This is a genomic window from Streptomyces crystallinus, from assembly GCF_039521265.1.
Taxonomy (GTDB): Bacteria; Actinomycetota; Actinomycetes; order Streptomycetales; family Streptomycetaceae; genus Streptomyces; species Streptomyces crystallinus.
Map to the genome: position 1 here is coordinate 1 of NZ_BAAACA010000018.1, position 20,560 is coordinate 20,560.

At 70.3% G+C, this 20,560-nt stretch carries 19 protein-coding genes; 7 read left to right on the forward strand and 12 right to left on the reverse strand.

What is annotated here, in order from left to right; genetic code table 11:
- Window positions 1-204: 204 nt before the first annotated feature.
- Window positions 205-513 carry a DUF5955 family protein gene (locus tag ABD236_RS17060; RefSeq protein WP_344074578.1) on the reverse strand — a complete coding sequence of 103 codons (309 nt, stop codon included), beginning with the start codon at window positions 511-513 and terminating at the stop codon, window positions 205-207.
- Window positions 514-674: 161 nt separating this feature from the next.
- Here ABD236_RS17060 and ABD236_RS17065 point away from each other — a divergent pair, with 161 nt between their 5' ends.
- From ABD236_RS17065 to ABD236_RS17075, 3 genes are all read left to right on the forward strand, one after another.
- Window positions 675-1,319 carry a nucleotidyltransferase family protein gene (locus tag ABD236_RS17065; RefSeq protein WP_344074580.1) on the forward strand — a complete coding sequence of 215 codons (645 nt, stop codon included), beginning with the start codon at window positions 675-677 and terminating at the stop codon, window positions 1,317-1,319.
- 236 nt (window positions 1,320-1,555) lie between these two features.
- Window positions 1,556-3,175 (forward strand): malate synthase A, encoded by a 1,620-nt coding sequence (gene aceB, locus ABD236_RS17070; RefSeq protein ID WP_344074581.1) that lies wholly within the window; start codon window positions 1,556-1,558, stop codon window positions 3,173-3,175.
- Window positions 3,176-3,255: 80 nt separating this feature from the next.
- Window positions 3,256-4,461, forward strand: coding sequence for an FAD binding domain-containing protein (locus ABD236_RS17075; RefSeq protein WP_344074582.1), 1,206 nt, complete (start codon window positions 3,256-3,258; stop codon window positions 4,459-4,461).
- 21 nt (window positions 4,462-4,482) lie between these two features.
- On the opposite strand, the gene ABD236_RS17080 is transcribed toward ABD236_RS17075, so the two are convergent.
- On the reverse strand, window positions 4,483-5,469 hold the full coding sequence (locus ABD236_RS17080; RefSeq protein WP_344074583.1) for a fibronectin type III domain-containing protein: 987 nt from the start codon (window positions 5,467-5,469) through the stop codon (window positions 4,483-4,485).
- A gap of 326 nt (window positions 5,470-5,795) precedes the next feature.
- Window positions 5,796-6,404 (reverse strand): TMEM175 family protein, encoded by a 609-nt coding sequence (locus ABD236_RS17090; RefSeq protein WP_344074584.1) that lies wholly within the window; start codon window positions 6,402-6,404, stop codon window positions 5,796-5,798.
- 172 nt (window positions 6,405-6,576) lie between these two features.
- On the opposite strand from ABD236_RS17090, the gene ABD236_RS17095 reads away from it, so the two are divergent.
- Window positions 6,577-7,383: a chitosanase gene (locus ABD236_RS17095; protein ID WP_425543892.1), complete on the forward strand. Its 807-nt coding sequence runs from the start codon at window positions 6,577-6,579 to the stop codon at window positions 7,381-7,383.
- Between the two features lie 84 nt (window positions 7,384-7,467).
- On the opposite strand, the gene ABD236_RS17100 is transcribed toward ABD236_RS17095, so the two are convergent.
- The 7 genes from ABD236_RS17100 to ABD236_RS17130 form a co-directional block, all read right to left on the reverse strand.
- On the reverse strand, window positions 7,468-8,874 hold the full coding sequence (locus ABD236_RS17100) for a nucleobase:cation symporter-2 family protein (protein WP_344074585.1): 1,407 nt from the start codon (window positions 8,872-8,874) through the stop codon (window positions 7,468-7,470).
- Between the two features lie 334 nt (window positions 8,875-9,208).
- A complete protein-coding gene (locus ABD236_RS17105; protein ID WP_344074586.1) occupies window positions 9,209-10,594 on the reverse strand; it encodes an 8-oxoguanine deaminase in 1,386 nt (461 codons plus the stop codon).
- Between the two features lie 133 nt (window positions 10,595-10,727).
- Complete coding sequence (gene pucL / locus ABD236_RS17110; protein ID WP_344074587.1) at window positions 10,728-11,651, reverse strand: factor-independent urate hydroxylase; 924 nt, start codon at window positions 11,649-11,651, stop codon at window positions 10,728-10,730.
- A gap of 5 nt (window positions 11,652-11,656) precedes the next feature.
- Window positions 11,657-12,046 carry a hydroxyisourate hydrolase gene (gene uraH / locus ABD236_RS17115; RefSeq protein ID WP_344074588.1) on the reverse strand — a complete coding sequence of 130 codons (390 nt, stop codon included), beginning with the start codon at window positions 12,044-12,046 and terminating at the stop codon, window positions 11,657-11,659.
- Window positions 12,046-12,570 (reverse strand): 2-oxo-4-hydroxy-4-carboxy-5-ureidoimidazoline decarboxylase, encoded by a 525-nt coding sequence (uraD, locus tag ABD236_RS17120; RefSeq protein WP_344074589.1) that lies wholly within the window; start codon window positions 12,568-12,570, stop codon window positions 12,046-12,048. Before uraD ends, uraH begins: the two co-directional genes overlap by 1 nt.
- Before the next feature lie 157 nt (window positions 12,571-12,727).
- Window positions 12,728-13,105, reverse strand: a complete 378-nt coding sequence (locus ABD236_RS17125; RefSeq protein WP_344074590.1) for a helix-turn-helix domain-containing protein — start codon at window positions 13,103-13,105, stop codon at window positions 12,728-12,730.
- On the reverse strand, window positions 13,102-13,353 hold the full coding sequence (locus ABD236_RS17130) for a YkoF family thiamine-binding protein (RefSeq protein ID WP_344074591.1): 252 nt from the start codon (window positions 13,351-13,353) through the stop codon (window positions 13,102-13,104). The genes ABD236_RS17125 and ABD236_RS17130 overlap by 4 nt, the downstream gene beginning before the upstream one ends.
- Before the next feature lie 135 nt (window positions 13,354-13,488).
- Between ABD236_RS17130 and ABD236_RS17135 the strand changes: the two genes are divergently transcribed.
- The 3 genes from ABD236_RS17135 (at window position 13,489) to ABD236_RS17145 (ending at window position 16,982) form a co-directional block, all read left to right on the forward strand.
- Window positions 13,489-14,343, forward strand: a complete 855-nt coding sequence (locus ABD236_RS17135; RefSeq protein ID WP_344074592.1) for a TIM barrel protein — start codon at window positions 13,489-13,491, stop codon at window positions 14,341-14,343.
- A gap of 68 nt (window positions 14,344-14,411) precedes the next feature.
- A complete protein-coding gene (locus ABD236_RS17140) occupies window positions 14,412-15,302 on the forward strand; it encodes a 2-hydroxy-3-oxopropionate reductase (RefSeq protein ID WP_344074593.1) in 891 nt (296 codons plus the stop codon).
- A 222-nt stretch (window positions 15,303-15,524) separates the two neighbouring features.
- On the forward strand, window positions 15,525-16,982 hold the full coding sequence (locus ABD236_RS17145; protein WP_344074594.1) for a catalase: 1,458 nt from the start codon (window positions 15,525-15,527) through the stop codon (window positions 16,980-16,982).
- Between the two features lie 1,035 nt (window positions 16,983-18,017).
- Here ABD236_RS17145 and ABD236_RS17150 read toward each other — a convergent pair.
- Together ABD236_RS17150 and gcl are read right to left on the reverse strand one after the other, a co-directional pair.
- Window positions 18,018-18,239 (reverse strand): hypothetical protein, encoded by a 222-nt coding sequence (locus tag ABD236_RS17150; protein ID WP_067166032.1) that lies wholly within the window; start codon window positions 18,237-18,239, stop codon window positions 18,018-18,020.
- A 161-nt stretch (window positions 18,240-18,400) separates the two neighbouring features.
- Entirely contained in the window at window positions 18,401-20,182 is a 1,782-nt protein-coding gene (gene gcl, locus ABD236_RS17155) for a glyoxylate carboligase (protein WP_344074595.1), read from the reverse strand.
- Window positions 20,183-20,560: the final 378 nt, after the last annotated feature.

Below are 20,560 nucleotides of genomic sequence, written 5' to 3' on the forward strand. Positions count from 1 at the left end.
CAGCCACAGATCTTTTAGGGGCGCGGGGAACTGCGCGAGAAGCGGCCACCGGCCCGCACACGAAGGCCGGGCGCAAGAAGGGGCGCGGGGAACTGCGCGAGCAACCCACCACTCACCCGCAGACAAAGGCCGGGCCCGAGAAGGGGCGCGGGGAACTGCGCGGCCAGCCCGCCACCGGCCCGCAGACAACGCCCGGGCATCATTTCATCGCGGTGGCTCGCCGAAGAGGTCGACCGCCTCGCGTACCCCCTTCACCGCCACCGACAGCGCGCTCACCGACCCGATCGACCCCGCGATCAGCAGCAGCGAGCGCCGCAGCCGTAACACCTCCGGCGCGCCCGACGCCGCCATCGCGTCCAGCGCCGCCAGCTCGTCCTCCGCGACGGCCCGGTCCGGGAACTCCCCCGGGTACCCCGCGAGCTCCCGGCGCAGCCGCGCCACCGCGCCCCGTAGCTCCGCCACCCTGGGATCCGTCACTCCGGCCACCGGCCACTGCTCCACGCGTCGCAACAAAATTCCTTCCCCACGCACGTCACGCACGTCTTCGTGCCGGTGCTCACAGCCCGTCAGCGAAGGTCAACTGACGGGAGTTGCGGGCCAGTTAACGCCATCGCGCCCGGCGCGCGCCACCGTGTGGACGGAATTCGGCGGCGGCATTCGGTATACGTGGGGCCATGACCTCATCGACGAACGACGAACCCCAGGTCGTGGGCCTGCTGCTGGCCGCGGGCGGCGGACGGCGGCTCGGCGGCCGCCCCAAGGCCCTGTTGACGCACCGGGGGCGCCCGCTGGTGGAGCACGCGGTACGGATGCTCCGCGAGGGCGGCTGCGCCACCGTGCACGTGGTGCTGGGCGCCGCCGCGGACGAGGTGCGCGCCCGCGCCGACCTCACGGGCTGCGTGCTGGTCGACAACCCGGAGTGGCCCGAGGGCATGGGCTCCTCCCTGCGCGTCGGCCTCGCCTCACTGGCCAGAGCCGGGGCCGAAGCCGGGGCCAGGACCGAAGCCGGAGTCAGGGCCGACGCCGCCCTCGTCAGCCTCGTCGACCAGCCCGGCATCGGCGCCGAGGCGATCGCCCGCGTACGCGGCGCCTACCGCTCACCGGCCTCCCTCGCCGCCGCCGCGTACGACGGCAGGCGCGGTCACCCCGTCCTCCTCGGCGCCGACCGCTGGCAGCCGGTCGCGGCGAGCGCCCGGGGCGACCGCGGGGCGCGCGCCTATCTCGCCGCGCACGAGGGGGAGATCACGCTGGTCGAGTGCGGGGACGTGGCCGAGCCGTACGACATCGACACGGCGGCGGATCTCGGGCGGCTCGGCTGATCCTCCGGTACACCTGGAGTGAACGCGATGGCACCGAGCGCCACGGTCTGTCGAACCGGAGAATCTCGACATCAACAAACCATTGAACTTCCACTATGAGGAAACTAGTATCCACTGTTCAGAAGCGCCCGATTGATTGAGACGGCGCCCCCAGTCGCATCCGGGGCCCTGGCACTCAGTGCCTTTTCTGCCTCCGGCGGCCGGTCTGGGCACCGCCCGCGAAGGAGTGACAGCACATGTCCGCACCAGCGCCGTCCCCGCTGGCCATCGTCGACGCCGAACCCCTGCCCCGACAGGACGAGGTGCTCACCGACGCGGCCCTCGCCTTCGTGGCCGAGCTGCACCGGCTGTTCACGCCCCGCCGTGACGAGCTCCTGCTCCGCCGCCAGGAGCGCCGCGCCGAGATCGCCCGCACCTCCACCCTGAACTTCCGCCCCGAGACCGCCGCCGTGCGCGAGGGCGACTGGAAGGTCGCCCCGGCCCCGGCCGCGCTCAACGACCGCCGGGTCGAGATCACCGGCCCGACCGACCGCAAGATGACCATCAACGCGCTGAACTCCGGCGCCCGGGTCTGGCTCGCCGACTTCGAGGACGCCTCCGCTCCCACCTGGGAGAACGTCGTCCTCGGCCAGCTCAACCTGATCGACGCCTATGAGCGCCGGATCGACTTCACCGACCCGAAGTCGGGCAAGTCGTACGCCCTCAAGGACGCGGGCGAGCTCGCCACCGTCGTGATGCGCCCGCGCGGCTGGCACCTGGAGGAGCGCCATCTGCGCTTCGACGGCCGCCCGGTCCCCGGCGCCCTGGTGGACTTCGGCCTCTACTTCTTCCACAACGCCAAGCGCCTCATCGAACTCGGCAAGGGCCCGTACTTCTACCTCCCGAAGACCGAGTCGTATCTGGAGGCGCGTCTGTGGAACGACGTCTTCGTCTTCGCGCAGGACTACGTCGGCATCCCGCAGGGCACGGTCCGCGCGACCGTCCTCATCGAGACGATCACGGCCGCGTACGAGATGGAGGAGATCCTCTACGAGCTGCGCGACCACGCCGCCGGGCTGAACGCCGGCCGCTGGGACTACCTCTTCTCGATCGTCAAGAACTTCCGTGACGGCGGCGCCAAGTTCGTCCTGCCGGACCGCAACGCGGTCACCATGACGGCGCCGTTCATGCGCGCGTACACCGAACTCCTGGTCCGCACCTGCCACAAGCGCGGCGCGCACGCCATCGGCGGCATGGCGGCCTTCATCCCGTCCCGCAAGGACGCCGAGGTCAACAAGGTGGCGTTCGAGAAGGTCAAGGCGGACAAGGACCGCGAGGCGGGCGACGGCTTCGACGGCTCCTGGGTCGCCCACCCCGACCTGGTCCCGATCGCCATGGCCTCCTTCGACGCGGTCCTCGGCGACAAGCCGAACCAGAAGGACCGGCTGCGCGAGGACGTCTCCGTGGCGCCGGGCGATCTGATCGCCATCGACTCGCTGGACGCCAAGCCCACGTACGACGGTCTGCGCAACGCCGTCCAGGTCGGCATCCGCTACATCGAGGCCTGGCTGCGGGGCCTGGGCGCCGTCGCCATCTTCAACCTCATGGAGGACGCGGCCACCGCCGAGATCTCCCGCTCGCAGATCTGGCAGTGGATCAACGCGGGGGTGGTGTTCGAGAACGGCGAGCTCGCCACCGCCGAGCTCGCCCGCCAAGTCGCGGCCGAGGAACTCGCCGCGATCCGCGCCGAGATCGGCGAGGAGGCCTTCGCGGCCGGCCGCTGGCAGCAGGCCCACGACCTGCTCCTCAAGGTCTCCCTCGACGCGGACTACGCGGACTTCCTGACCCTGCCGGCCTACGAGCAGCTGGTCGGCTGACACAGCGTCACCTCACGCGGGGCCGGGGCGAATCCGTCGCCTCCGGCCCCGCGCCGCGTGCGCCCTGCCAGAATGAGCGGATGTTACGTGGAGGCAGGGTCGCCGTGGTCGGCGGCAGTATCGCCGGGTGTGCCGCGGCCTTGGCCGCCCACTGGGGCGGCGCGTCGGAAGTCACCGTCTTCGAGCGGGCATCGGGCCGCCTCGCGGACCGGGGCGTGGGGCTGGCCATGCACAACGACCGGTACGCGGAGCTGGAGGCGGCCGGATACCTCGACGCCACGATGCCGTGGCTCCAGCTGGGCCGGCGGTGCTGGTACGTGAAGAACGGCTCGGCGCCGCTGGGGCGGCTGGTCGGGGTGCTGCCGTTCCCGTTCCGTACGTACAACTGGGGTCCGCTCTGGCACGAGCTGCGGGGCCGGGTGCCCGAGTCGGCCGATTTCCGGTCCGGGAGGGCCGTCGGTGCGGTCGAGGTCACCCCGGACGGCGTGGAGCTGGCGACCGGGTCCGGCAGCGAGCGGTTCGACCTGGTGATCGGCGCCGACGGCTACCGCTCGGCGGTGCGCACGGCCGCCTGCCCCGAGGTCCGCCCGCGCTACGCGGGCTATCTGGCCTGGCGCGGCGCCTTCGAGGCCGAGCGGCTGATGGCGCCGGAGCTGTGGCCCGACGAGGACTGCGTGTACGCGGTCTTCCCCGGCGGGCACGTCATCATCTACCGCATCCCCGACGGCCGGGGCGGGCTGCGGATCAACTGGGTGCTCTACACCGCCCCTCCCCCCGACCTCGACCTGCGCTTCGACAACCCGACCAGCCTGCCGCCCGGCACCCTCGCCGAGACCCTGCACACCCGGCTCGCCCACATCGCGGACACCCGGCTCGCGCCCTACTGGGGCCAGTTGGTGCGGACGACCACTGCCGACGAGCTCTTCGTCCAGCCGATGTACGACTTCACCGCGCCGCACTACGCCACCGACCGGCTGGTGCTCACGGGCGACGCGGCCACGGTGGCGCGTCCGCACACCGGCGGCGGCGCGGTCAAGGCGCTCCAGGACGCCACCGCCCTGGAGGCCGCGCTGACGAACGCGACGGACTGGCGCGAGGCGCTGGGCGCGTACGACAGGGGGCGGGCCGCGAGCGGCCGCTCCATGGTCGAGCTGGGCCGCCGGCTCGGTGCCGGGCTGGTGGAGCGGACGCCGGACTGGAGCGCGATGGACCAGAGCGGCCTGGAGAAGTGGTGGCAGGAGGTGGACGGCTCGGGCGGGTTCGGCGGCCGCCGCCTCAACCCGTAGGCGCCTCACCTCGTAGCCACCTCAACTCGTGGGCGTACGGCTCCCGATGACGACCGTGCGCTGCGCCGAGAAGTCGCCCCACTTCCCGTCGGGCAGCCGGGCGCGGAGCTTGAGGCTGTAGCGGGTGCCCGGCTTCTCGGCGGAGACGGTGAGCGTGTACGAGGCGCGGCCCGGGGGCGGCCCCGCGCCGAACACGATCGTGGTGGTCAGCCGTCCGTCGAGGAAGAGCTGGTACGAGGTGACCGGGCCGCCGGTGTCCGGCGGCTGCCAGGACAGCTCGACGGTCGGCACCCCCGCCGCCTCGCCGACCCGCGCGCTCAGCCCGGTGGGCGCGGTACTGGGCGGCGCGCCCGGCGCGGACGCCGTGGTCAGGTCCACCGCGTCGCTGTCCGGCGAGGAGTGGTCGGCGGCGTCGCGCGCCCGCACGGTGAAGGTGTAGACGGTCCCGGGCCGCAGCCCGGTGACCCGGGCGCTGGTCTCGAGCCCGGGGACGCTGTGGATCCGTACGTCCTCCTGGTAGATGTCGTACGAGGTCACGCCCACGTCGTCGGTCGCCCGCCGCCAGCTCAGGGTGGCCGCGCGGCTCCCGTCGGCCCGGCCCCGCAGCGCGCCGGGCGCGCTGGGCGGGCCGTGGTCGGCGCGGCTCGGCGCGGGCGTCGTGACGGCCACGGGGGCGCTGGGCGCCGAGAAGTTCCCGGCGGCGTCGCGGGCGCGCACGGTGAAGCGGTAGGCGGTCGAGGGAGCGAGCCCGTCGACGTCGATCATGTGCTTCTCGCCCGGCACCGCCTTGACCCGGGTGCCGCGCTGGAGGACCTCGTACCCGGTGACGCCCTTGTCATCGGCCGACGCCTCCCACATGACGTGCACGGAGGTGGCGCTGCTGGCCTGCGCGGTCACCCCGCCGGGCACGGTCGGAGCCGTGCCGTCGCGCTCCTCGGCGGTGGCCGAGCAGGCGGCGAGGGCGAGAGCGGCGCAGACCGACACGGCGTATCTGGTGGGGCGGTGCACGGCCTCTCCCTCCGTACGGGCTCGCACGAGATGGTCCAGACCTATATCGCACAGCTCGCGTCGCGCGGCAAGGGGGCGGACGCCTCGGGTCGCGCGTGACGCACAGCGGAACGTCCCTCCGCACGCGATGAGTTCCGCCCGCCGGTCAGGTCTGCACTGCCATGGACACGCACACACAGACCCCCGGGCCGGTCGTCGAGGTGTCCGAGGACGCCCCGGTGCTCGACCGGGTGGTCGGGCTCAGTGGACGGGAGCCGGGCTGGACCGCCTGAGAGTCTGGCCGCCGGGGAGGCCGCGGGTCCGCCGGGCCCGCGGCCTCCCGTGTGTCAGACGGTCTCCCTGGTGGGGATCCTGAGCTGGTTGAAGCCGTAGTACAGCGCGAGCACCCCGTGCGCGGCGAGCGTCAGCGGGGCCGAGACGAAGGCGAGCAGCACGGTCGCCGGGTAGGCGAGCGAGCCGAGTGCGAAGCGGGCGCGGGTGGCGCGGGCGGCGGTGACGTCGACGCGGTCGTCGAAGAGGTGGCCGGTGCGGGTCACATGCCACCACAGCGCCTGGAAGTTGAGGGCCATGACGACCATGAGCCCGCTGTAGACGGCGGCGGCCACGTGCGAGGCGTTGTCCTCCCTGAGGTATTCGGCCATCAGTCCCGCCGGCCAGGGGATCGCGGCGACGGTCATGAGCAGCAGCAGATTGAGGAACATCAGCGTGCGGTCGACGCGCACCACATAGCTGAACAGCGTGTGGTGGTTGACCCACATGATGCCGATGACCAGGAAGCTCACCACATAGGCGGCGTACGAGGGCCACTGGTGGCCCAGATCGCTCCAGAGGTGGTCGCCCGCGTGCGGGGGCACCTTGATTTCCAGGATCAGAAGGGTGATCGCGATGGCGAAGACGCCGTCGCTGAAGGCCTCCACCCGGCTCGATTCATTCACCGGGTGAACTGAACCGGACACGGCCGAAATCTTCAACTTCCTTTTGCCGCAAGGGTGTACGCCTCCCTCCGCCAATGGTAGGAAAGTTTCCTAACAAAACAGCGAACGACGAACTCCCTCAGGAGGTCTGGTGCTCACCCCCCACCACAGCGCCCTCGCCCGTCGTCTCAGGATCACCGCGACCGCCGTGCTCGGCGCCGCAGTGATCGCCGTACCCGCGGCCACGGCCACCGCCGCGACCAGCCACAATGCCCCCATGGCAGCAGCGGCTACCGGGCTCGACGACCCGGCCAAGAAGGAAATAGCGATGGAGCTCGTCTCCAGCGCGGAGAACTCCTCACTGAACTGGAAGGCCCAGTACAAGTACATCGAGGACATCGGCGACGGCCGCGGCTACACCGCCGGGATCATCGGGTTCTGCTCCGGCACCGGAGACATGCTCGACCTGGTCGAGCTCTACTCGGCCCGCGAGCCCGGCAACGTGCTCCAGAAGTACCTGCCCGCACTGCGCAAGGTGAACGGGAGCGACTCGCACGCCGGGCTCGACCCCAACTTCACCAAGGACTGGAAGACGGCCGCCTCCGAGACCGCCTTCAAGAACGCCCAGAACGACGAGCGGGACCGGGTGTACTTCAACCCGGCCGTCAAGCAGGGCAAGTCCGACGGCGTCGGCACGCTCGGGCAGTTCATCTACTACGACGCCATCGTCATGCACGGCGACGGCGGCGACCCGACCAGCTTCAGCGGCATCCGCAAGAAGGCGCTGGCCAAGGCGAAGCCGCCGTCCCAGGGCGGCGACGAGACCAAGTACCTGAACGCCTTCCTCGACGCCCGGGTCTGGGCGATGAAGCAGGAGGAGGCGCACAGCGACACCAGCCGCGTCGACACCGCGCAGCGGGTGTTCCTGAAGAAGGGCAACCTCAACCTGAACACGCCGCTGGACTGGAAGGTCTACGGCGACTCGTACCACATCGGCTAATCGCGCCGACAGATGGAAGAGCGGCGCGTACGACACGGGGTAGGTGTCGTACGCGCCGCTCGCGTGCGGGCCGGGCGGGGCGGCTCAGTGCGCGGCCACCACGGGCTCGGCGATCACGCCCGGGTCCTGGGGCGAACTCTCCTTCTGGCCAAGGTGGTTGAAGGCCAGATTGAGGACGATCGCGACGACGCAGCCGGTGGAGATGCCGGAGTCGAGAACCACCCGGACGTTCTCCGGGAAGGCGTCGTAGAAGGTCGGCGCGGCGATCGGGATCAGCCCGATACCGAGGGCGGCCGCCACGATCAGGGCGTTCTCGCCCTTCTCCAGGGCCGCCGTGGACAGCGTCTGGATGCCGCTGGCCGCGACCGAGCCGAAGAGCACGATCCCCGCGCCGCCGAGCACCGGCAGCGGCACGAGCGCGATCACGGAGGCGGCCACCGGGCACAGCCCGAGCAGGATGAGGATGCCGCCGCCGGTGGCGACCACGAAGCGGCTGCGCACCTTGGTCATCGCGACCAGGCCGATGTTCTGGGCGAAGGCGCTGGCCATGAAGCCGTTGAAGAGCGGGCTGAGCGCGCTGCCGAGGGTGTCGGCGCGCAGTCCGCCCTCGATGGTCCGCTCGTCGGCCGGCCGTCCGACGATCTTGCCGAGCGCCAGCATGTCGGCGGTCGACTCGGTCATACAGACCAGCATCACGATGCACATCGAGACGATGGCGGCGGCCTCGAAGTGCGGGGCGCCGAAGTGGAACGGAGTGGGGAAGCCGACCGCGTCCGCGCCGCGGAGCGCGTCCAGGCTGGTCATCCCGAACGGCACGGCGATCAGGGTGCCGACGACCAGCCCGAGCAGGATCGCGATCTGCTGGAGGAACCCGCGCAGCAGCCTGCGCAGCGCCAGCACGATCACCAGGGTCAGCCCGGCCATGCCGATGTTCTTCATCGAACCGTAGTCGTGGGCGGTGGCGTTGCCGCCCTGCGACCAGCGGAAGGCGACCGGCAGCAGCGAGACGCCTATCAGGGTGATCACGGTGCCGGTGACGACGGGTGGGAAGAAGCGGAGCAGCCTGCTGAAGTAGGGGGCGAGCACGAAGCCCAGCACGCTGGCGACGATCACCGCCCCGAAGATGACGGCCATGCCCTCGTGGCCGCGGTCCTTGCCGATGGCAATCATCGGGGTGACACCGGCGAACGAGACGCCGTTGACGAACGGCAGGCGGGCGCCGACCTTCCAGAACCCGAGGGTCTGGAGCAAGGTGGCGAGCCCGGCGGTGAAGAGGCTCGCGCCGATCAGGAACGCGGTCTCCTTGGGGGTGAGCCCTACGGCGGGCCCGACGACCATGGGCGGGGCCACCACGCCCGCGTACATCGCGGCCACGTGCTGGAGGCCGCTGGTGAACATCTTCAGTGGGGGCAGGGTCTCGTCGACCGGGTGTTTCTCGATGGCGGGGTCGGGAGCGACTGCGTCGTTGCGAAACCTGGGCTGCGGGGCCACGGGCGGTTCCTCCGGTCGGTTACGCGTCGGTGGTGACGCGGGTGTCAGGGAGGTGGTGCAGGGTGACGCGTGGTGTGGTGCGGCGGTGTCGCGTACGGCGTACGGCAGGGTCTCGTACGAGGTACGGGTGTACGGCGTGCGGTGTGGAACGGCGGCGCTCCCGTGCGGGGATGGGCACGGGTCACCGTCCCGGGGAGCGCGCACCGTCCATGTGGTGCGCGCTCCCCGGGCGCGGCTGCCGCGGACCCCGCTCGGGTCCACGGCGACCGGCCGAGGGCCGTCCCCCTCGGCCGGACTCCTTGGCGGAATCCCGGGCGGGAATCCCGGGCCGGGATCAGCCCTGCGCGGCGATCCGCGCGAGGCGCTGCGCCTCGGCCCGCGTGTCGCGGGCGATGGCGTCCTCGTCGACGTTGAGGAGCCGGTTGTCCTCGACGATCTGCTTGCCGTTGACGAACGACGCCGTCACCGGGGCGGCGGCGCCGAAGACCAGCGCGGTGACCGGGTCGGCGATGGAGGCGTGGGCCAGCGTGTCGAGCTTCCAGAGCACGAAGTCGGCGAGCTTGCCGGCCTCCAGGGAGCCGATCTCGGCCGCGCGGCCGAGCACCTGGGCGCCGCCGTAGGTGCCGAGCCGCAGCGCCTGACGGGCGTTCAGGGCGGCCTCGCGGTGCGCGCCGAGGCGGTTGATCAGGAGCGCGTTGCGCAGTTCCGTGTGGAGTTCGCCGGACTCGTTGGAGGCGGTGCCGTCGACACCGAGACCGACCGGGACACCCGCCTTCAGCATGTCGGGCACCCGGGCGATACCGGCCGCCAGGCGCGCGTTGGAGGAGGGGCAGTGGGCGACGCCGGTGCCGGTGCGGGCGAAGGCGGCGATGTCCGAGTCGTTCATGTGGACGCAGTGCGCCATCCACACGTCCTCGCCGAGCCAGCCGGTGGACTCGAAGTAGTCGGTGGGGCCCATGCCGAACAGCTCCTTGCAGAACTGCTCCTCCTCCACGGTCTCCGAGCCGTGGGTGTGCAGCCGTACGCCCTTGCGACGGGCCAGCTCCGCGCCCTGCTTCATGAGTTCGGTGGAGACCGAGAACGGCGAGCAGGGGGCGACGGCGACCTGGGTCATCGAGCCGAACGCGGCGTCGTGGAAGCGGTCGACGGTCTCCTCGGTCCCGGCGAGCGCGCCCTCCAGCGTCTCGACGGCGAAGTCCGGCGGCAGCCCGCCGTCCTTCTTGCTGCGGTCCATGGAGCCGCGGGCCAGCGTGAAGCGGACGCCCATCTCGGAGGCGGCGCCGATGATGGCGCCGGACAGGTCCCCGGAGCCCCGCGGGTACACGTAGTGGTGGTCCATCGCGGTGGTGACACCGCCGCGGGCCATCATGGCGAGCGAGCCCTGGGCGGCGACCCGGCCCATCTGCTCGTCGATGCGCGCCCAGGTCGGGTAGAGCGCCACGAGCCAGTTGAAGAGGTTGTGGTCGGTGGCCAGACCGCGCGTGATCCACTGGTAGAAGTGGTGGTGGGTGTTGACCAGACCGGGGGTCACCAGGTGGCCGGTGCCGTCGATGCGGCGGACCACGTTCTCCAAGCCCTCCGGGGCCTTGCCCGCGCCGATCGACTCGATCGTGTTGCCGGCGACGACGAGGTACCCCGAGGCGTACTCGGTGTCGTCCGCGTCCACGGTCGCGATCGCGCAGTTCTCGATGACGATGCGCTGGGCTGCCGATGGTGCCATCGTGCTTCCTCTTCTTTCCATCAGTGAGTGGGCACGGCAGGACCCTAGAGGATTTGAGTGCCGGGGCCGGGTGACCCACGGGTGCCGAGTGAGGAACGCGCCCCCGGGCGGCGGGGTCCGGGGGCGCTCCGCGTCAGAGGTTGGTCATGTCGACCGGGATCCGCGGCTCGACGCCGTCCCGCAGGATGGTGGCCTCGATCAGACCGTAGGGCCGGTCGGCCGCGAAGTAGACCTCGTTGTCGTTCTTGAGCCCGAACGGCTCCAGATCGACCAGGAAGTGGTGGTTGTTCGGCAGCGAGAAGCGGATCTCGTCGATCTCGCTGCGGCTGTTGATGACCCGCGAACCCATCTGGTAGAGGGTCTGCTGGAGCGAGAGGGAGTACGTCTCGGCGAAGGCCTGCAGGATGTGCTTCTTGGCCTGCTCGTACGACTTCTCCCAGTGGGGCATCCGGTCTTCGTCGCTGGTCCAGTTGTAACGCCAGGCGGCGGAGACGTCGGTGCACAGGATGCGGTCGTACGCCTCCTTCAGCGTCGTGTACTTGTCCTTGACGTAGCCCCAGAACTCCGAGTTGGTGGAGTTCATCACCGTCAGGTCCTTCAGACCGGAGATGACCTCCCAGTTCTCACCGTCGAAGGTGATCTGGGTGGTACGCAGCTCCTGGCCCTTGCGGGCGAAGGAGTGGCGTACCTCGTCCGAGCCGATGAACTTGGAGTTGGCGTCGGAGGTGGCGATCCGCTCCCAGGCGTACTCCTCGATGCGGATGCGCGCCCGGTGGATCGGCTCCTGCGACGTCACGAAGTGACGGGCGAGGTGGATGCCGAACTGCTCGGCGGACTCGATGCCGTACTCCTTGGCGAAGGCGAACACCGTGTTCTTGGTGGTGTCCGTCGGCAGGACGTTGGCGTTCGAGCCGGAGTAGTGGACGTCGTCCATGTCGCCGGAGAGCGCGACCGAGACGTTCAGGTCCTTGATGTGGTGCGTGTCGCCGTCCCGCGTGATCTTGACGACGCGGTTCTCTGCTTTGCCGTACTGGTTCTGGCCGAGAATCGTGGGCATGTCTGCTAGCTCCCTCGGTAAACGGAGTAGCCGAACGGGTTGAGCAGCAGCGGTACGTGGTAATGCTCGCCCGGGGTGACGGCGAACGTGATCGCCACCTCCGGGAAGAACGCACCGCTGTCCCTTACGCGGGGGGCGTCCTGCTGCGCCTCGGCTTGCTTCTTTTCGAAGTAGGACTCGACCTCGAAGTCGAGCCGTACGTGGGTCGTGCCCTCCGGCAGCGCCGGAAGGTCCTTGCAGCGCCCGTCCGCGTCGGTCGCGGAGCCGCCGAGCGCCACCCACTCGGCGTCGCGGCCCGAGCGGGCGGCGAGCGAGATGGCGACACCCTCGGCGGGGCGCCCGACGCTGGTGTCCAGGATGTGCGTGGACACCGAAGCGGTGGTCGCGGTGCTCATCAGTCCCTGTCCTCTTCTTCTGCTGTCTCCACGAGACGGGTCAGCCGGATCCGGTTGATCTTCCCGAGTTCGGCGCGCACGATCTCGCGCTCCGCCTCGGCGGTGTTGCCGATCCTGGCCTTCATCGCGTCGCGCATCTGCTCACCGGTGGCCCCGGTGGCGCAGATCAGGAAGACATGGCCGAACCGGTCCTGGTAGGCCAGGTTCAGTTCGAGCATCTCGGCCTTGAGCTCCTCGGTGGCGCCGGCCATCCCCCGCTGCTCGCGGGCGGAGGTCGGGTCGCCCGGCTTCGGCCGCCCGATCGGCGGGTGCCCCGCCATCGCCTCTTCCAGGTCCTTCACGTCCAGCTCGGCCATGGCGGCGTCGCTGGCGGCGAAGAGCTCGTCGGCGGTGGCGTACGGGCGCCGGGCGAGCAGCTTGCTCCCCCATACCGAGCTGGCGCACACCTCGTGGAGCGCGGCGAGCGCCGCGTCGTCGTCGGAGGTGTTGAACCGGGCGAGGCCCGGCGTCGAGGTCGAAGTCACGAACGGCCTCCGTGGCCTTGGTGCTGGACGGGCTGCGGATAGCTAACGCCCTCGGAAACATCCCGTCAACACTTTGTTGAAAACTTGGAGCAACAAAAAGCCGCCGCCCGGGATTCCGGACGGCGGCGCGTCGAGCACGGCTCGCGGGCGGGCGATTTCAGTCGCTCTTGGCCGCGTTTTCCCTGTTCAGGTAGTTGTACACGGTGAAGCGACTGACCCCGAGGGCGGACGCGACGGTCTCCACCCCATGGCGTACGGAGAAGGCCCCGCGGGCCTCCAGGGTCCGGACGACCGACTGCTTGGCCCGGCGGTCGAGCTCGGCCAGCGGCTTGCCGTGGCGGCGCTCCATGGCGGCCAGGATGTGGTCGAGGGAGTCCGACAGCTGCGGCAGCCGTACGGCGATGACGTCCTCGCCCTCCCAGCTGAGCAGCACGTCGTCGGGCTGGGCCTGGTCGGGGCCCAGTATCTCCGCCCCCATGGCGTCCACCAGCGGCTTGACCGCGGCGACCAGCGGGTGGTCGGCGGGCTCGGTCACTTCTCTCCCTCCCCCACCACGTTGACCTGGAGCGACACCCGGGTGGCACCGGCCGCCAGGGACTGGCGCAGCAGCGCGTCCACGGCGGTCAGCACCTGGTCGGCGCCGCCCTCGGCGGTGTTGCCGAAGGGGCCCACGTCCACGGCGTCCAGCTCCGCCGACTGGAGGACCTCACGGGCGGCCACCGCGTGCGGCGGCGCCTCGTCCAGGTCGAAGGGCTCGGTCGTGAACTCCACTCTCAATCGCACGCGCACAACCTACTGCCCGAATCGCGAGATCCGGCAGGCCAATCGTACGGGCCCCCTTGACAAGCTCGCCGCTCTCCCTGCAACCTTCCATCAAGCAGAAACTAACTTCCGCAATACGGAAGGAGCGCCGACCCCATGGCCCCTCTCTTTCAGCATGAACGCGGCTCGGACCAGCGCTTCGATGTGAACCTCTCGATCCTCTTCACGGAACTCCCGCTCCTGGAGCGCCCCGCGGCCGCCGCCGCGGCGGGCTTCACGGCGGTCGAGCTGTGGTGGCCCTGGATCGAAACCCCCACTCCGGCGCAGGCCGAGCTCGACGCCCTGAAGAAGGCGCTCGACGACGCCGGCACCCAGCTGGTGGGGCTGAACTTCTATGCGGGCGCCCTGCCGGGCCCCGACCGCGGAGCCCTCTCCGTACCCGGCGAGGAGTCGGACCGCTTCCGCGCCAACATCGAGGTCGCGGCCGACTTCGCCGCCTCGGTGGGCTGCAAGGCGCTCAACGCGCTGTACGGCAACCGGGTGGAGGGGGCCGACCCGCAGGTGCAGGACGCGCTCGCGCTGGAGAACCTGGTGCTGGCCGCCCGCGCCGCCGACCGTATCGGCGCGATCCTCCTGGTCGAGACCCTCAACAAGCCGGAGTCGCCGCTCTACCCGCTGGTGAGCGCCCCGGCCGCGATCGAGGTCATCGACAAGGTGAACGCGGCGACCGGCCTCGGCAACGCCAAGTTCCTCCTCGACATCTACCACCTGTCGATGAACGGCGAGGACGTCTCCCAGGTCATCGAGGCCTACGCGGACAAGACCGGCCATGTGCAGATCGCCGACAACCCGGGCCGCGGCGCGCCGGGCACCGGCTCGCTGCCGCTGGAGGCCCTGCTCGACCAGCTCGCCAAGGCGGGTTACGAGGGCTGGGTCGGCCTGGAGTACAAGGCGGCCGACGCCGCCGCGTCCTTCGGGTGGCTCCCGGCCGAGGCCCGCGCGGCGCGCTGAGGCCCCCGCTCCGGCCTTACCGCCCCCTGAACTTCCTGACGTAACACCGCAGTTGAGAGAGGCCCCCTATGAGCACGCTCCCCAAGATCGCATGGATCGGCCTCGGCATCATGGGCTCCCCCATGTCCGAGAACCTGATCAAGGCCGGCTACTCGGTCACCGGCTTCACCCTGGAGCAGGACAAGCTGGACCGCCTGGCCGCCGCCGGCGGCAGCGCGGCCGCCTCGATCGCCGACGCGGTCAAGGACGCGGACGTGATCATCACCATGGTCCCGGCGTCCCCGCAGGTCGAGGCGATCGCCTACGGTGAGGCCGGCATCCTGGCCAACGCCAAGCAGGGCGCCCTGCTGATCGACATGTCCTCGATCACCCCGCAGACCTCGGTCGACCTGGCCAAGAACGCCAAGGACAAGGGCATCCGCGTGCTGGACGCCCCGGTGTCCGGCGGCGAGGCCGGCGCCATCGAGGCCGTGCTCTCCATCATGGTCGGCGGCGACAAGGCCGACTTCGACGAGGCCAAGGGCATCTTCGACGCGCTGGGCAAGACCATCGTGCTCTGCGGCCCGCACGGCTCCGGCCAGACGGTGAAGGCCGCCAACCAGCTCATCGTGGCGGTCAACATCCAGGCGTGCGCCGAGGCCGTGGTCTTCCTGGAGAAGTCCGGCGTGGACCTCGCCGCCGCCCTCGACGTCCTCAACGGCGGTCTGGCCGGCTCGACCGTGCTGACCCGCAAGAAGGACAACTTCCTCAACCGGGACTTCGCCCCCGGCTTCCGGATCGACCTGCACCACAAGGACATGGGCATCGTCACCGACGCCGCCCGCAACGTCGGTGCGGCGCTGCCGGTCGGCGCGGTCGTGGCCCAGCTGGTCGCCTCGCTGCGCGCCCAGGGCGACGGCGGGCTCGACCACTCCGCGCTGCTGCGCGCGGTGGAGCGCCTGTCCGGCGCCCAGCTCTGACGGCCGCCTGACGGGCCTTCCGGCTCCCGGCCCGCCCTGAGCGGGCCCCCAGACTTCCGGGCGGCGGTGGCGCTGACACCTGTCCTGTCGCGCCCAGGCGTCGCCGCCGCCCGGAACACCCCACTTCATTTTCAACAAACTGTTGACGTTCGCTTCGGGGCGTACCTACGCTCCTGACACCGCAGACCGCTCAGCAGTGCAGCTCCCGTACGGAAGGTCACGATGTCGAAGCGCGTGCTTACGACCGAGTCCGGCGCCCCCGTCGCCGACAACCAGAACTCCGCCACCGCCGGCGTCGGTGGCCCCATCCTCCTCCAGGACCAGCACCTGCTGGAGAAGCTCGCGCGCTTCAACCGTGAGCGGATCCCGGAGCGCGTGGTCCACGCCCGCGGCTCCGGCGCGTACGGCTACTTCGAGGTGACCGACGACGTCACCGGCTTCACCAAGGCCGACTTCCTCTCGCAGGTCGGCAAGCGCACCGAGACGTTCATCCGCTTCTCCACGGTGGCGGACTCGCTCGGCGGCGCGGACGCGGTCCGCGACCCGCGCGGCTTCGCGCTGAAGTTCTACACCGAAGAGGGCAACTACGACCTCGTCGGCAACAACACCCCGGTGTTCTTCATCAAGGACCCGATCAAGTTCCCCGACTTCATCCACTCCCAGAAGCGCGACCCGTTCACGGGCAGGCAGGAGCCGGACAACGTCTGGGACTTCTGGGCGCACGCCCCCGAGGCGACGCACCAGATCACCTGGCTGATGGGCGACCGCGGCATCCCGGCGTCGTACCGCCACATGAACGGCTACGGCTCGCACACCTACCAGTGGACGAACGCGGCGGGCGAGGCGTTCTTCGTCAAGTACCACTTCAAGACCAACCAGGGCGTGCGCAGCCTGTCGTCCGAGCAGGCCGCCGAGCTGGTCGGCAAGGACGCGAACTCGCACCAGACCGACCTCCTCCAGGCGATCGAGCGGGGCGTGAACCCGTCCTGGACGCTGTACGTGCAGGTCATGCCGGCGTCCGAGGCGGCCGACTACCGCTTCAACCCGTTCGACCTCACCAAGGTGTGGCCGCACGCCGACTACCCGCTCCAGCGGGTGGGCCGGCTGGTCCTGGACCGCAACCCCGACAACGTCTTCGCCGAGGTCGAGCAGGCCGCGTTCTCCCCGAACAACTTCGTTCCGGGCATCGGCCCCTCGCCCGACAAGATGCTCCAGGGCCGCCTCTTCGCGTACGCGGACGCGCACCGCTACCGCCTCGGCGTCAACCACACCCAGCTGCCGGTGAACGCGCCGAAGGCGACGACCGCGGACAACTACGGCCGCGACGGTCTGATGGCGACCCGCTACGGCTCGCGCCACGACAAGAACTACGAGCCCAACTCGTACGCGGGCCCGTCCCAGACGGACGCGGCGCTGTCCGCTCCGCTGGCGATCGCGGGCTGGACGGGCACCCACGCGGCCCCCACCCACGTCAAGGACGACGACTTCTTCCAGGCGGGCGAGCTGTACCGGCTGATGTCCGACGACGAGAAGTCCCGTCTGATCGCGAACATCGCGGGCGGCCTCTCCCAGGTCACCCGTGACGACGTGATCGAGAAGAACCTGGCCCACTTCCACGCCGCGGACCCCGAGTACGGCAAGCGCGTGGAGGAGGCGGTCCGCGCCCTGCGCGAGGACTGAGCCGCCCGCCCCTGAACGGCGTACGGAATCCGACGGGAGGTCAGATTCCGTACGCAGTCCGAACCGCCGGCCCGGATGAGGGGTGGCCGGCGATTCGGACGACTCGGTGATCGCGGCGGCGTGTCGATGCCAGTGCGGTGGTCAAGGTCTGCCCCGGCCCCTTCTTGACCTGAAGGAAGGCCCCCCGGGACACACCAATCGCCCCGCCGCCGCGATCCCGCACCCCCGGGCTCCAAGGAGCCCCCTCCCCCACTCGACTCCGCCCGGCGGCGCGAAAGTCCTGTCGCGCCCAGCCTCGCACCGTCGGGCGGTCACCACTGCGAGACCCGGGCGCCGGGTTCGGTTTACGGTCCCGAATCAAGCGCTCGATGATCAAGGCCTCACCTGCGGTTGCGGGTGGGGCCTTGATTCATTGCGCGTCGGTGGGAACACCACGGGAACACTGTGGGGCTCCTCCTCCGCCAATGATGCATCAGGTCCTTCTCGAATGCGGCCGCACCCAGGCCGACGTGCCTGGGCTTGCCGTCTACGGCGGTGCGCCGCGCACGGACCTGTGGACCAGTCCCGACGGTGAAGTGCAGGAGGCCACCGTTGTCACGGTGCTCGCACCCGAAGAAGTGGCTTCGGCAGTCGAGGTGCTGAGTGGAGCACAGTCAGAAGCGTGGGTCGTCGCCAATCCGCAGCGTATGACCGCAATGGTGCAGGAGCTCGGGTTCTCCACATCGTGGGACCGAGGCCCTACCGGCAGCTGGGTCTGGCACGGAAGGAGGACAGCCCGGGGCGGCAGTTCGCACACGCCCAACGCCTCGCCGAATGCCGCATCGCTCAGGTGGCGCTCCTGCGTGGCCTCGTCAAGACCCCGTACCAGGTGTGCCGGAATACCAGCCCCTGGGTCTGCCGGCTCATCGTGTATGTGCAAGCGGCCGGGTCGAGGCCGGAATAAGGCGGCAGGAAACAGCCTGAGCCCTGCTCGCGATCACACGATCGCGGGCAGGGCTCTGGCACGTGGAGCGTGTGGGCTGCGCCGTCCCTCGGTCAGAGGCGGTGCATGCGGGTGTAGGGGCTCAGGATCCGGGCGCGCCGGGAGCCGAAGTCGACGAGCATGGCGACTCCGTCCTCGACGCCCACGATCGTGCCCAGGCCGAACTGGTCGTGGGAGACCCGGTCGCCCAGGGCGAAGGTCTTGGCCTGCGGTTCGACCGGAGCTTTGAAGGGACTGGTGGGCAGATGGCGCCTCGGCGCGGACGGCTGCGTCATGGTCCTCTCAGTATGGGGCGTATAAGTGCGTCACAGTGGCTTCCGCCCGTCTCGGATTCGACACGATTGCCTACTGCACCCGAACGAGTGAACGGCGACGGCCCCGGCGCCACCCCCCACGGGAAGCACCGGAGCCGTCGGTCCGTCGGGCGTCGCGCGCCTTACGAGACCTGGAGCGGGCGGATCGCCGTCGGGGCGTGGCCCGGCTCCGTCGCCAGCTCCTCGAACTCGTTGATCGCGTCGATCTTGACGCCCATCGAGATATTGGTCACCCGCTCCAGGATCGCCTCGACGACGACCGGGACGCGGTACTCGGCGGCCAGCTTCTTGGCCTCCTCGAAGGCCGGCAGCAGCTGGTCCGGCTCCGTCACGCGGATCGCCTTGCAGCCCAGGCCCTCGACGACCTTGACGTGGTCGACGCCGTAGACGCCCAGCTCCGGGGAGTTGATGTTCTCGAACTCCAGGTTGACCTGGAAGTTGATGTCCAGGCCGCGCTGGGCCTGGCGGATCAGGCCCAGGTAGGAGTTGTTCACGAGGACGTGGACGTACGGGATGTTGTGCTGCGCGCCGACCGCCAGCTCCTCCAGCATGAACTGGAAGTCGTAGTCGCCGGAGAGGGCGACCACCGGGGTCTCCGGGTCGGCGGTGGCGACGCCCAGCGCGGCCGGGATGGTCCAGCCGAGCGGACCGGCCTGGCCGCAGTTGATCCAGTGGCGCGGCTTGTAGACGTGCAGCATCTGCGCGCCGGCGATCTGGGAGAGGCCGATGGTGGTGACGTACCGGGTCTCCGGGCCGAAGGCGCGGTTCATCTCCTCGTACACGCGCTGCGGCTTCAGCGGGACGTTGTCGAAGTGCGTACGCCGCTGGAGCCGCGCCTTGCGCTCCTGCGTGGAGGCCGCCCACGCGCTGCGGTCGGGCAGCCTGCCCGCCGCCTTCAGCTCCTTCGCCACCTCGACGAAGAGGGTCAGCGCCGCCTTGGCATCGGAGGCGATGCCGTAGTCCGGCGCGAAGATCTTGCCGATCTGGGTCGGCTCGATGTCGACGTGGACGAACTTGCGGCCCTTGGTGTAGACGTCCAGCTCGCCGGTGTGGCGGTTGGCCCAGCGGTTGCCGATGCCGAGGACGAAGTCGGACTCCAGGAAGTTCGCGTTGCCGTAGCGGTGCGAGGTCTGGAGGCCGACCATGCCGGCGTTCAGCGCGTGGTCGTCGGCGAGGATGCCCCAGCCCATCAGGGTCGGGATGACCGGGGTGCCGGTCAGCTCGGCGAACTCGACGAGCAGCTCGGACGCGTCGGCGTTGATGATGCCGCCGCCCGCCACGATCAGCGGCCGCTCGGACTCCAGCAGCAGGCCGATCGCCTTCTCGATCTGGGCGCGGGTCGCCGCCGGCTTGTAGACCGGCAGCGGCTCGTACGTCTCCGGGTCGAAGTCGATCTCGGTGAGCTGGACGTCGATCGGCAGGTCGATGAGGACCGGGCCGGGGCGGCCGGAGCGCATCAGGTGGAACGCCTGCTGGAACACGCCGGGGACCTGCGCGGCCTCCAGGACGGTGGTCGCGGCCTTGGTGACCGGCTTCGCGATGCTGGCGATGTCGACCGCCTGGAAGTCCTCCTTGTGGAGCTTGGCGACCGGCGCCTGGCCCGTGATGCAGAGGATCGGGATCGAGTCGGCGATCGCGGAGTACAGACCGGTGATCATGTCGGTGCCGGCCGGGCCGGACGTTCCGATGCAGACGCCGATGTTGCCGGCGTCGGCCCGGGTGTACCCCTCGGCCATGTGGGACGCGCCCTCGACGTGGCGGGCCAGCGTGTGCTTGATGCCGCCGCCGGCCTTGAGGGCCGCGTAGAAGGGGTTGATCGCCGCGCCCGGCACGCCGAACGCGTTGGTGACGCCCTCGCGCTTGAGGATCTCAACTGCCGCTCGGGCAGCGGTCATACGAGGCATGGAGTGCTCCTGCTTCGGCCTGGCGGATCGGGCTCTGTCGCGCCACCTGAGAGCCGTGATTCCGTAATGCGGAAGTTTAGTTCTGCGATATGGAAGAAACATAAAGGGCGTGCGCAGGCGCGTCAAGAGATCCCCCTGGTTCGCCTCCCGTACGGGCGCGGGTGCGGGACGATGGGCCGTACGGTCGGCGAGCACGGGGTGGACGACATGGGCATCAGCGGAACCGGGTCCGGCGGAGCCGGTGGATACGGCGGGTTCCCGGGACCGGGCGGCCCGGAGCGACGGGACGACACCCCTGGCCTCGGCCGCGCGGGCGGAGCCGGTGACTCGGGCGGCGTCGGCGGCTCGGGCGGAGCCGGTCACCCTGGGCGCCCCGGC